Source organism: Stenotrophomonas sp. STEN225 (assembly GCF_056756445.1).
Genome location: NZ_JBRRBV010000006.1, coordinates 1 through 11,777 on the forward strand (window position 1 = coordinate 1; position 11,777 = coordinate 11,777).

Below are 11,777 nucleotides of genomic sequence, written 5' to 3' on the forward strand. Positions count from 1 at the left end.
CGCCTCTGTTTCTTTTTGTTCTAAACCCGGTGCGCCGTCCCCCCCGCCCGGTCAGGCCGGGGCGCGCCCGCCCCCCCGGGGCGCGGGGGCCCGCGCCTCATTCTGACTCAACAAGAAGCCATCATGTCTCCGCGCACCCTCCCTCTCGCCATTACCCTCGCGCTGTTCTGCACCGCGCCTGCCGTGCTGGCTGCCGAGGGCGCGCTGGACACACTGAATCTGCTGGAGCAGTCCGATGCCCTGCCGGATGACTTCCGCGATCACTTCTTCGATGTGCCGCTGGTGGTCCGGGTAGAACGGGACGGCGAGTACCTGGGTGACGCGCGCGCCGTGCTTACCCGCGACAACGCGGTATCGTTGCTGGAGTTCACCGACGCGCACGGCAGCACCCAGCCCGAGAGCGAGCGCGAGCGTTGGCTGGCCGTGCTGGGCTCCCCTCATGCCCTCGGCCCGTGCACCAAGCCGTGCCGCGATGGGCTCGCCGGCCTGCACTACAGCCTCGAGAGCTCCCTGCTTTCGATCGCCTCCGAAGCGGCCGGCCAGGCGTTGGCGGTGCAGCGCCACCTGTCGCTGCCTGATTCCGGCAGCAGTGGCCTGATCCTGCGCCACCAGTTGAATGCCTATGGCGGGGAGGGCCAGCGGGCTGCCGGTCGCTACGCGCTCGCCGCACAGGGCAGCGTCGGCAACTGGACACTGGACGCCAGCTACCAGGCGGACCGCAGCGGCGAGGATGATCGTCGCGTCCGCCATGTCCTGCAGTCACTGCACGCGCAGCGTGAGTTCAAGGACCATTTCCTGCGTGCAGGATGGTTCCTCCCGAATTTCGACGGCGTTACACGGCAGCCCCGTGGCGCAGGACGTACCCGTTTCACCACCTTCGGGGTGATGGCCGGTTCGTCCGATACGCTGCTGGTGGACAGTCGTTCGCCCAGCCTGTACCCGGTATACGTGACTGCCAACCGCGAGGGCAGCGTCGAGGTCTACCGTGACGGCAGCCTGATCCTGACCCAGGCGGTCCGTCCGGGGCTTCAGCAGGTGGAGACGCGACGTCTGCCTGGCGGCATCTATGAAGTGGAACTGCGTGTGATGGAGGACGGACGCGAGACGTCACGCACGACATCCATCATCCACAAACCCACCCAGTGGCGCGATCCCAGCCGGCGTTGGCGCTACAGTGCCTTTGCCGGCGTGCAGGACAGCCTGCTGGACAGCTTCGATGATCCCGGCGCGGGCCGGCCTGCCGTGGGCGGCGTGGTCAACTATCTTGCGCATCCGCGTGCGGTGCTCGGCGTTGCCGTGCAATCCATCGGGGACGAGCGCTCGCTTGCCGGTTCAGTCGACTGGCAGGTCAATGACTGGGCCAATCTCTACACGAATGCCTATACCTCCAACCGGACCGGCAAGGGCGTGGACCTGCAGGGCCTGCTGCGCTACCGCAATGGCAGCGTGATCGCTTCACATACGCGGAGCTGGCAGGCGCAGGGCGACCTCATCGAGCCTCCGCCGTTTCCCGGGTACACCAGCGCGCCCGTGCGCGAGGGCTGGTTGCGCACCTCCGCAGTCGGGGTCAATCACGGGTTCGGCCGGCATGGCCAGCTCTCGGCCCGGATCTCACACAGCCAGGGCATCAGCCGCGGCACCGGCTTCGACCTTTCATTCAGCCGTCGGCAGACGCTGTTCGGCAGTGACGCCAACTGGCGGGCCTCGGTCTTCGATCGCCCCGGCAGCATCAGCTCGGGCCTGCGACGCAATCGTGGCGTGGAGTTCACCTTGAACATCGCGCTCGGCCAGGATGGGCGCCGCTACAGTGGCAGCCTTGGCTCACGGACCGGGGCCCGGGGTGGCCGTGACGTCTACGCCAGCGCAGGCGTACAACAGCGCTTCGCAGACAGCATCGTGCACAGTGTCGCCGGGCAGGTCACCGTGGACAGCACCGGCATCGGCCTGGGCGGCAACGCCCACTTCGAGTCGGCTGCACTGCGCGGGGATCTCCATCTGCAGCGCTCTTCGCTGGACGGTGGTGTGAGCGGGGGCGTCAATCTGGAGAGCACGCTTGCCGTGGGCGGAGGCTCCCTGGCGATCGCAGGCGACGGCCAGGCCAGCATGGTTGACACCGGCATGATCATCGATGTGCGTTCGGATCTGGCCGGCGCCACGATCCGTGCCCACGACAGCCGTGGCGGTTCCCATATCCTGCGCCCCGGCCGCAATCTGCTGCCGGTGTCCGCCTACAGGCCCGGGTCGATCCAGCTCGACTTCGATGATCACCATGCGCCGGCCGCCGCGATCCAGCCGTCGGTGCTGCCCTATCACCTCAACAAGGGCGGCATCGCCTACAACCAGGTCGATGTCGTCAGCACGATCACCGTGATGGGCCATCTGCAGGACTCGCAGGGGCGGCCGCTCGCGGGTGCGCACGTGGTCAATCATGCCGGGCGCAGTGTCGCCGAGGCCGATGGCTTCTTCGCCCTGGAGATGAACAGCCGGATGCCGACGCTGGTGGTGCGTCATCCGGACATCAGCACGTGCAGTTTCGAGCTGGATGGCCGCACAACCCGCCCGCGTGGGGAGATGTGGATGGCTGGCATCCTCAGATGTCCACCTTCGGCCGTGGCCGCACAGGCTGCGGCCGGCCATGCTGGAGAAGCGCCATGATGTTCCATCTGCTGTGCCGCTTCCTTCGCCGGCTCACGCTCGGCGTGTCGATGCTGCTGCCCGCCCTGGCCGCGCAGGCGGGCGACGTGTACATCACGGCCGAGTTCAAGCCTGACCTGACAAACCCCAACCAACGGGGATTCGTCAACACCACGCCGTGGAGCGGGGTCTGTGCCAATGCGCATATGGCGACCTGCATCGCCAACAACTGGTGGAGCATCGATACGACCGTCCGTGGCAGCAAGGAGGTGATCCGCAATGCGGACTACGGCCCGGACGGCTTCTATATCGCGATGCCGGCACCGCGCATCGTGACCGTCACGTCCGAGGATGGCGCCAGCAGCTTCGACCTTACCCTGCGGGTGATCGGGGCGGCGATGCGGTTCACCGACGAGGAGAGGGACGGGGCGTCGAGCGGGTTCTACTCCAGCGGCGGACCGAACAACTGCTCGTATGGGGTGACAGGATCAAGTGCCTATACTGTCATGCGCATGCTCCTGCGCCGCGACGATGGACAGGGCGCCGTCGCCTGCGGCCTGCACTGGGTGAACACCAACAACTATGCCATTCCAGCACTGGATTTCGTCTATGCGCTGGAAACCCCGGCGCCGCTGGAGATGCGCAGTGGCATCTACACCGGTTCGACCCGCTTCTCGTTCGGGGGAACCGGGCAGGGCAGTGACTTCGACCTCGGGCACCGGGTATCCCTGTCCGACAGCCTGGTGAACGTGCATTTCCGCCTGGAGGTGCGCCACGCGTTCCGGTTGGATGTGGCCCCTGGCATGGATCACGCGGTGCTGGCGCCCAGAGGCGGGTGGAGCCAGTGGACCGACCATGGCATCGCACCGGCGCGGCTGCAGCAGGAAGTTCCGTTCCACATCAGCAGTTCCGGCCAGTTCAGTGTCTCGATGCAGTGCGAGCACCTGCAGGCAGACGGGCGCTGCGGGATCCGCAATACGAGCGTTGATGCCGATGACGTTCCGTTGGATGTCAGCCTGACATTGCCGGGTTTCCGTGATCGCGCGAGCGGCCGCCAGGTGGTGGATCTGCCGGTGCGGGTGAACCAGCCTCCGCCTGTATTCACCGCAGATGCCGTCATCATCGGGCGTTCGTCGACGCTTCGGTTCGCCGTGAACGGCGAGCCGGTACGGAAGATGCTGGACCACCCGGGCACCACGTATCAGGGCAGCGTCACCGTGGTGTTCGACGCAGATCCATAGCGCTGCGACGTGTGGTGTCTGGCATCATCGGCAGAGCATTCGGACGAGTGCTCTCCATCCGGTCCTTCCTGGGAACCTCTGATGCCTGACAATTCCGCCCCCCTGCGCGTACTCGCTTTCGCCGGCAGCCTGCGCCGGAACAGTTACAACCGGCACCTGATCGACGCTGCAACAGGCTCGGCGCCGGCCGGCCTGTCGCTGACCGTCCATGACAGCATCGCTGACATTCCGCTGTTCAACGAAGACCTGGAAGCAGACGCTGCGGGTGGTCCGGACGGCGTGATGCGCCTGCGTGCTGCGGTTGCTGCGGCCGACGGCGTGCTGATCGCCACGCCCGAATACAACCAGTCCCTGCCGGGCGTGTTGAAGAACACCCTGGACTGGCTGTCGCGCAACGATGCCGCGCTGGGTGAGGTGCTGTCCGGCAAGCCGGTCGCCATCATGGGCGCCACCCCGGGGCGGTGGGGCACACGGCTGGCGCAATCGCAGCTGCGCCACGCGCTGGCCGCGATGGGGGCACTCGTCATGACCTCGCCGCAGCTGTACATTGCCGAGGCGGCATCGGCACTCGACACCGCAACGAATGACTTCGATGACGCCACCCGCAAGCGGTTGCACCGCTTCCTGGAGGGGTTCCAGAGCTGGATTCACCAGTTGCGCGGGGAGCGCACGCCATGAACCACACTCGCATGAAACCGATTGGATGCCTTGCCCTTGCACTGGCCGCGATGCTGACCGGCAATGCCTGGGCCGAGTCAGACGAGAGCACCAAGCGCCCGTCGGCCGAGCAGTTGCAGCGGCTGATTGTCGACCGCTCGCCGCAGACTCGCGTCGAACGTCCTGACAGCGAGCGGATCACAGCCCGCCGCATCGACATCGTGGATGACAAGGGCGTGATCCGCATGACGCTGTCGGGGCAGACGCCGGCACCGATCATCGATGGCATCCAGTACAAGCGCGCGTTCAACGTCGCGGGCATGGTGCTGTACGACGACAAGGGCAGTGAGCGCGGCGGGTTCGGCACCGCTGACATCGAGGGCGGGATGGCCGTGCTGGCGCTGGATCACCCGGCCATGGATGCGATCGGCTGGCGGGTATCGCCCGATGGCGAGGTCCGCTTCTCGATCAACCAGGCACCGCCGCCGATCCGCGATGCCGCACTGGGCGACAAGCTGGTACCGGGGGTGCAGGTTCCGACGCGTATCCAGATGGTGGTGGGCGCCGACGGCACGCCGGCCATCGCCTTGAATGACAAGCAGGACCGGACCCGCCTGCGCCTGACCGTCACTGCCGAAGGCCATGGTGCCATCGAGTTCCTCGATGCACAGGGCAGGGTGGTGCATACGCTGGCCCCGGAAGCCGGTGCGCAGTAGACGCCGGACGCGGCGGTCGATGGCATCGGTCATCTGCAGATGGATCGCCGGTGGGCTGGCAATAGCCTTGCTGGCGACAGCCGCACAGGCGGAGACTCGGGCGCGCGCGCCCATCGTGCGAACCGATGATGTGACACGCTTCTTCGCGGTGATGGACGCCAGCGGTGGCAGGCCGGATGCATTGTTGCTGCAGCGCCGCTATCTGGAGCCGGGCAGCGATGCGCTGCATCAGTTCAGCGAACTGCGTATCGGCTCGATGCAGCGGCTTGCCGATGCAATCCAGCAGAAGCCGGCGCTGTATGTGAAGGCGCGCACGTGTGCTGCGGCACTGCCGGGCATCCGCAGCGGAGTGACCCGTGCGCTGCGGAATCTCGGCGAGATCGTGCCGTCGGCCCGTTTTCCTCCGGTCACCCTCCTCGTCGGACGGGGCACCACCGGTGGCGTGACCACGCCGGACGGCGTGGTGATCGGCCTGGAGACACTCTGCAACGCGGACTGGATGCAGGCCGATGTGACGGAACGCTTCGTGCACCTGATCGCGCACGAGTATGTACACGTGCAACAGCACGGTGCCGCGGTTGAAGTGCCGGCGCCTACGCTGCTGTACCAGACGCTGCTGGAGGGCGGTGCAGAGTATGTGGGTGAACTGATCTCCGGGCAGCCCGCCAACAGCCATCTGCAGCGCTGGACCGCAGGGCGCGAATGCGCCCTGGAACGGGAATTCGTCGCGCAGCGCGACAGCACCGACCTGTCGCGGTGGCTGTACAACGGCCCTGGCGACGACACCCGCCGCGGCGATCTGGGTTACTGGGTCGGGCAGCGCATCGTGCGGGCGTACGTCAACCGCGCCGACGACAGGCAGAAGGCCATTGCCGAGCTGCTGGATGTAAGGCCCGAAACCGCAGAGGCGCTGTTCAGCGCCAGTGGTTGGACGCCGGCGTGCGTTCCCGGCAGTACCGCGGCGCGGTAGGCAGGTCGTGCTGAAGCCATGACTTCAGGCACTGCAGGCGGTCTGCCTCCATCGCCACTCTGACCGCATGTCCCAGGAAGGAGCATTGCCTTGTCTGCCATCCGACACGTGGCGTCCGTATTGCTGGCGTTCACGCTGTACTGTCCTTTCGCCGAGGCCAGGCAGTCGCCTGCCGAGGTGCTGGCGGATATCGAGCGTAACGGGCGTGCTGCCCATTCCGACGCTGTGCTGATCCAGAAGGACGGTGTTCCACTGCTGGATGTGGCCTCGACCAGCGAGCCGATTCACCTCATGTCGGCCACCAAGTCGATCATGGCGCTGGCGATCGGCCTGCTGCTCGATGACGGGAAGCTTGCGTCGCTGGACGAACCGGTCAGTGCGATCTATCCGGAATGGCGCCAGGGCCAGAAGCGGGACATCACGGTAAGGATGTTGCTGGAGCATACCTCCGGCCTGCAGAACGTTCCCAACGCGGGGGTCGAGCTGGAATCTGCGCCGGATCTCGTGCAGCTCGCGCTCGCAGCGGAAATCACGTCCGTGCCCGGCAGCGCGTTCTCCTACAACAACAAGGCCACCAATCTTCTGCCGGGCATCATTGCCCGCCTGGCCGGCCAGCCCGTGGATGCCTATCTGGAGGCGCGCCTTTTCAGGCCCCTGGGGATCACGCGCTACGACTGGATGAAGGATGAAGCGGGCACGCCCTTGGGCATGGCCGGGCTCTCCCTGTCAGCCCGGGACCTGGCCGCCATTGGTCAGCTGATGCTCGATGGCGGCGTGGCCAAGGACGGAACGCGCCTGATGAGCGAACACGCGATCTCCTTGATGACCGTCGAGAGTGCGCAGTCTGCGGACGTCGGACTACTGTGGTGGCGGCTGCCGGAATGGGAGCGATACACGCTGCGGAATGATGCGCAGCGCACGCTCCGGGAGCGCGGCGTATCTGACCGGCTTCAGCATGCGCTGCTGGCGGCGGAAGGCAGCACCTTTGCCAGCAAGTCCGCGCTGATGGCGCATCTCAGCCAGCAGCTGGGCGACGATTGGCAGCCGTTGTACGCCACCGAGATCACCGGCCGCGGGCTGAAGATCGCCGATCTTTTCCAATCTCAGCGTGGTCCGGTCAGCGCCTACGCCGCCAATGGATATCTTGGCCAGCACCTGGTGGTCGTACCGGAGCAGCGCATCGTCGCGGTCCGGCTGGTCCAGCGCAGGGAAAGCCATGCCTTCCCGGTCGACGATTACGCCACGTTTCCAACGGAGATCATTCGCCTGGCGAAGTCGATGCCTGCGTTGGCTGCGCCCGCCACGGGCATCGGCGGGGCGCAGGATGATGTTGCAGTGCACACAGAAATACGCGGCACAGCTAGTCCCATCCGGCTATAGGAGCCCAGCGCGGCTCGACGCACACTTCGTCCCGTTAAGGCCGAAGGGAGGGGCGTGAGATGAGTCTGTACATGGGGAGACTGCGCAGGCTGGCAGTGCTTGTGTTGCTGCTGAATCCCTTGCTTGCGGGTGCGGCGCCGGCGGCATCGTCGGTGCCTGCACCCGAGGTGGTTCCGCTGTGGCCGCAGAACCACTGGCAGCAACGCGCGCGTGGACCAGAACGGATCGGGATCGAAGGCAGCGCGAAGGGCGCGGTCTCGGGCATCAGCGATGCGCGCATGGAAATCTATCGCCCGCTGAAGCCGAACGGCTCCGCGGTGGTGATCTTCGGCGGTGGCGGCTACTTCCGGATCCAGATCGGCAGCGCCGCCAAGCCGACGGCGCAGTGGCTGCAGTCGCTGGGGGTCACGGCTGCGGTTGTCTACTACCGGCTGCCTGCCGATGGATGGGCACCTGTCTCGCCCTTCCAGGATGGCCAGCGCGCCATGCGGCTGATGCGCGCACAGGCTCCCAGCCTGGGGGTCGATCCGGAGCGCATCGGCGCGTTGGGCTTTTCCGCTGGAGGCAACCTGGCCGGGATCGTCGCCACGCGCTTCGATGCCCCGTTGTATGCGCCGGTGGATGCGGCCGACCAGCTGTCGGCGCGGCCGGATTTCCTCGGCATGATCTATCCGGTCGTTTCAATGCGTGCGCCGCTGGACCAGACCCGGTCGAAGCGGGAGCTGGCGAGCCAGGACGGCGCCCAGCAGGCGTATTCGGTCGAAGAACACATCCGCAAGGACATGCCGCCGGTGTTCCTGGCCCAGGCCGTGGATGACCGCATCGTGGATGTCGGCCACAGCGTGGCGATGTACCAGGCCGCGCATGCAGCGGGTATTCCGGTGGAGCTGCATCTGTTCGAGGCCGGAGGCCACAGCTGGGGGCTGGGCCGGCCCGGCACATTGGTGGCGCAGTGGCCGCGGCTCTTCGCCAACTGGGCACGCAGCCACGGCTACCTCGGGCCAGCGCCTGCGCGGCTGCCCCCGAACGGTGGCCAGGCGATGCCGGCCGCTGCACCACAGCCCCAGCCTGCGCTGGACGACGATGGCGCGGGCGACTGAGCCGCGCACCGTACTTCATTCGGGAGAACTCCATGAATTCACTGAAGCGTGCCGCGCTCGCCGCGGCTGCCGGCGGCGGCCTGTTGCTGGCGTCACCCTCCGTGCTGGCCGCGGCCAGCGATACCGAAGCCGGGTTGCGTGCACAGGTGCAGGAGCAGGCCAGACAGCTGCGCGAACAGGCAACCCTGCTGCAGCAGCTGAGCGCACGCCTGGCTGCGCTGGAAGGGGGAACGCAGGGCGCTGCCGCAGTGCCCGGCAGCGACGCCAACGTTGACGCGCAGGTAGCCGCCGCAATCGCCGACACCCGGCAGGACGACCTGGCCATTCTGCAGGCACAGGTGGCCCAGCTTGCCGCGACTGGTGGGGGAGGCGATGGCAATGTGCGCTGGCGCAAGGGTGGGCCCGAGCTGCGCAGCAGTGATGGCCAGTTCACTTTCCATCCCCGTGGCCGCGTGCTGGTGGATTTCAGCACCACCCACGGATCCGGATTCGACGCGCGCAACGTCACCGGCACCGATCTGGCCAGCGGCCGCCTGGGTGCAGAGGGACAGATGGGACCGCTGGGCTACAAGATCGATGCGGACTTTGCTGGCAACGAGGTATCACTGAAGGACACCTACCTGTCCTGGGACACGCGGATGGGAGGGCTGCCGACAGAGATCTACGTGGGCAACAAGCTCAAGGACCGTGGCCTCGACGGTGGCACCAGTGGAGTGAACACGCCTTTCATGCAGCGCAATGCCGTGGCCTCGGTGGGCGCCCAGCAGAGCGGGTACTACGGACTGGGCGTCACCACCAAGGTGATCGGCGATGGCTGGCATGCCAGCGTCGCGGTGACCGGCGATGATATCGGCAATGACAGCACGGCCAGCGACACGATTGCGTATCTGCTGCGCGCGCACTGGAACCCGCTGCGTGGCCAGGCCGGCTTCCTGCACCTGGGCGGCTGGTACTGGTACGAGGATCTCGGCCAGGACATCGGCAGCATCAACAAGACCTCGCCGATCGCACTGGGCTGGAACAGCAACGTGCGCGTATCGGCCAGTTCCATCGCCAACGTCACCGACAACCGCGCCTGGGGCCTGGAACTGGGCGGGGTGTACGGCCCGGTGTGGGCCTTTGCCGAACACACCACGCGCACCATCGAGTCGCGCACGGTCGACCCGGTCGACCAGCAGGCCACATCGGTCTACGCAGGTTGGCTGATCACCGGCGAGCGTCCCGGATTCAGCAGCCGATCCGGCGTATGGGGTACCACGCGCGTACTTCGCCCCGTGCAGGAAGGCGGCATCGGCGCCTTCGAGCTGGCGGCCCGCTATGACCGCTACGACTTCCTTGATGCTGCGCGCGGCGGCGAGGGCACGGCATGGACGCTCGGGCTCAACTGGTACCTCAACAACTGGTCACGCCTGATGCTGAACTACGTTCACTGGAAGACCGACAACAAGGTGGGCAATGCCCAGGGGCCGGATTCCGGCAATACTGTCGGCGTACGGGCGCAGGTCTCGTTCTGAGCCCGGTCGGCGATCCGGGTGCGGCACCCGCGGAGCATCCCTTGACAGGTCACGGCGCCCCCACCACGCTGCGTGCCATGCATATCGATATCAAGGCGCTGGACGAGCGGCAGCTGAAGGCACTCATCGCGGCCGCCGAGCGGCGGCTGCAGCTGCTCGCACAGCGACGTTCCGCGGCCGTCGTCAGGCGTGAACTGGTCGCCGCCGCCGCAGAATGCGGTTATTCAATCGAGGAACTGTTCGCCGGCGCCAGCGCGGTGTCCGTGCCTGCGGGCGGCGCTTCCCGCAGGCGCCGGAAGACAGGCAAGGTCGCACCCAAATATCGCGACCCCGAGAACCGGCGGAATACCTGGACCGGTCGCGGGCGCATGCCGCGCTGGCTTGCGGACAAGACCCGGCACGGTCGCAGCGCGACCGATTTCCTGATTCCGGGCCTGGCCAGGCCGACGACGGGCAAGGATGTGGTCATCGGGCGCAGGAGTGTGTTCAAGCAGAAGTGATGGGCGCCCCTAGTAGCTCCCGAAACGGATCTGCACTGCGCCGTCCACCACGTTCACGACGCCGATCTCCGCAGGGCCGAGCTCGACCACGGCGGGCCAGGAATGGCGGAAACCCAGCGGCCATGCGGGAGGCGTCACCGTGCGCCAGCTCGATCCGCTGTCCTCGCTCCAGCTGACTTCGTTCAGGCACGAGGTCACGAACATCACCCCGCGCGTACTGGTCATGACGTGGGGGCCGCAGCGCTGGTCGGCGAGCGGCGTACCGAGGCCGGCCGGCCAGGTCCGCCCGTCCGTCGAGACCTTGTACGACACCGGGCATTGCGGATCATCGCCGCAGGTCTCGAACACCATCAGGTAGCCACCGACGGGGCGGCGTGCCATGACGGGCATGCCGGGCCGGAGCTGCCCACCGCCGGGCTGTTCGGCAATCGTCATCGCAGGTCCCCAGGTGCGCCCGCCATCGTTGGACAGGCGCTGTGAAACGACCTGGTTGTAGGACGGATGCTCGTCGGCACGGGTTTCATCGGCATACACCACCGACAGCGTGCCGTCGTCCAGGCGCGTCAACACCGGCTCCCACACGCCGCGGTCCTTGCGCCCGTTCGGTGCCTCGTTGCCGGCGAGGGTGCTCAGGAAGGTCCAGTGTGCTCCAAGGTCGTCGCTGGCATAGAGATGCAGCCGGTAGGAGACGCCTTCGACCAGCGAACGCATCGCCAGCAGCACACGCCCCTCCGGCAGCACCAGCAGTTCGCCGTTGTCGATCATCCGGCCGGGCTCGGCCACGTCGGACCAGGGCGCCCAGCTGCGGGCCCGGTCACTGCTGATCGAGAGCTGCAGGGTGGTCGGCTGCCCTTCATTGAAGCGCGTGGTCACTGCCAGCCAGCGGCCATCCGGCAGCTGCGCCAATCGCCCCCAGCCCGCGTTGCGGGCGGCCACGGTGGCGGTGCCAGTCCATGTGATCTCCGCTGCGTGCAGCACAGAGGCGAACCCGGTCAGGGCCAGCAGGGCCAGGCAGCGCACACCACTGCGCGGAACGAATGCGTGTCGGACAGTCAGGCGCATCGA

At 66.9% G+C, this 11,777-nt stretch carries 10 protein-coding genes; 9 read left to right on the plus strand and 1 reads right to left on the minus strand.

The annotated features are described in order from the left end of the window. The first annotated feature begins 123 nt into the window (after positions 1-123). From ACVOJ1_RS07660 to ACVOJ1_RS07700, 9 genes are all read left to right on the plus strand, one after another. Complete coding sequence (locus tag ACVOJ1_RS07660; protein ID WP_253118509.1) at positions 124-2,655, plus strand: TcfC E-set like domain-containing protein; 2,532 nt, start codon at positions 124-126, stop codon at positions 2,653-2,655. After that, on the plus strand, positions 2,652-3,875 hold the full coding sequence (locus ACVOJ1_RS07665; protein ID WP_346480253.1) for a hypothetical protein: 1,224 nt from the start codon (positions 2,652-2,654) through the stop codon (positions 3,873-3,875). The genes ACVOJ1_RS07660 and ACVOJ1_RS07665 overlap by 4 nt, the downstream gene beginning before the upstream one ends. A gap of 81 nt (positions 3,876-3,956) precedes the next feature. Continuing rightward, positions 3,957-4,553 carry an NADPH-dependent FMN reductase gene (locus ACVOJ1_RS07670; protein WP_065182292.1) on the plus strand — a complete coding sequence of 199 codons (597 nt, stop codon included), beginning with the start codon at positions 3,957-3,959 and terminating at the stop codon, positions 4,551-4,553. Between the two features lie 11 nt (positions 4,554-4,564). Then, complete coding sequence (locus tag ACVOJ1_RS07675) at positions 4,565-5,248, plus strand: hypothetical protein (RefSeq protein ID WP_346480254.1); 684 nt, start codon at positions 4,565-4,567, stop codon at positions 5,246-5,248. 19 nt (positions 5,249-5,267) lie between these two features. Continuing rightward, on the plus strand, positions 5,268-6,218 hold the full coding sequence (locus ACVOJ1_RS07680; RefSeq protein ID WP_346480255.1) for a DUF2268 domain-containing putative Zn-dependent protease: 951 nt from the start codon (positions 5,268-5,270) through the stop codon (positions 6,216-6,218). Between the two features lie 120 nt (positions 6,219-6,338). Next, positions 6,339-7,598: a serine hydrolase domain-containing protein gene (locus ACVOJ1_RS07685; RefSeq protein ID WP_346480332.1), complete on the plus strand. Its 1,260-nt coding sequence runs from the start codon at positions 6,339-6,341 to the stop codon at positions 7,596-7,598. 59 nt (positions 7,599-7,657) lie between these two features. Further along, positions 7,658-8,698 (plus strand): alpha/beta hydrolase, encoded by a 1,041-nt coding sequence (locus tag ACVOJ1_RS07690; RefSeq protein WP_346480256.1) that lies wholly within the window; start codon positions 7,658-7,660, stop codon positions 8,696-8,698. Between the two features lie 32 nt (positions 8,699-8,730). Further along, on the plus strand, positions 8,731-10,212 hold the full coding sequence (locus ACVOJ1_RS07695; RefSeq protein WP_346480257.1) for an OprO/OprP family phosphate-selective porin: 1,482 nt from the start codon (positions 8,731-8,733) through the stop codon (positions 10,210-10,212). A gap of 77 nt (positions 10,213-10,289) precedes the next feature. Further along, positions 10,290-10,712, plus strand: a complete 423-nt coding sequence (locus ACVOJ1_RS07700; RefSeq protein ID WP_053515935.1) for an H-NS histone family protein — start codon at positions 10,290-10,292, stop codon at positions 10,710-10,712. Positions 10,713-10,721: 9 nt separating this feature from the next. Here ACVOJ1_RS07700 and ACVOJ1_RS07705 read toward each other — a convergent pair whose 3' ends face one another. After that, entirely contained in the window at positions 10,722-11,774 is a 1,053-nt protein-coding gene (locus ACVOJ1_RS07705; protein WP_346480258.1) for a sialidase family protein, read from the minus strand. Positions 11,775-11,777 lie beyond the last annotated feature (3 nt).

Bases quoted from the DNA above. Each gene is read 5' to 3' on its own strand.
- ACVOJ1_RS07705 (WP_346480258.1), bottom strand. From the start codon at position 11,774: ATGCGCCTGACTGTCCGACACGCATTCGTTCCGCGCAGTGGTGTGCGC.
- ACVOJ1_RS07675 (WP_346480254.1), top strand. From the start codon at position 4,565: ATGAAACCGATTGGATGCCTTGCCCTTGCACTGGCCGCGATGCTGACC.
- ACVOJ1_RS07665 (WP_346480253.1), top strand. From the start codon at position 2,652: ATGATGTTCCATCTGCTGTGCCGCTTCCTTCGCCGGCTCACGCTCGGC.
- ACVOJ1_RS07670 (WP_065182292.1), top strand. From the start codon at position 3,957: ATGCCTGACAATTCCGCCCCCCTGCGCGTACTCGCTTTCGCCGGCAGC.
- ACVOJ1_RS07660 (WP_253118509.1), top strand. From the start codon at position 124: ATGTCTCCGCGCACCCTCCCTCTCGCCATTACCCTCGCGCTGTTCTGC.
- ACVOJ1_RS07695 (WP_346480257.1), top strand. From the start codon at position 8,731: ATGAATTCACTGAAGCGTGCCGCGCTCGCCGCGGCTGCCGGCGGCGGC.
- ACVOJ1_RS07680 (WP_346480255.1), top strand. From the start codon at position 5,268: ATGGCATCGGTCATCTGCAGATGGATCGCCGGTGGGCTGGCAATAGCC.
- ACVOJ1_RS07700 (WP_053515935.1), top strand. From the start codon at position 10,290: ATGCATATCGATATCAAGGCGCTGGACGAGCGGCAGCTGAAGGCACTC.
- ACVOJ1_RS07690 (WP_346480256.1), top strand. From the start codon at position 7,658: ATGAGTCTGTACATGGGGAGACTGCGCAGGCTGGCAGTGCTTGTGTTG.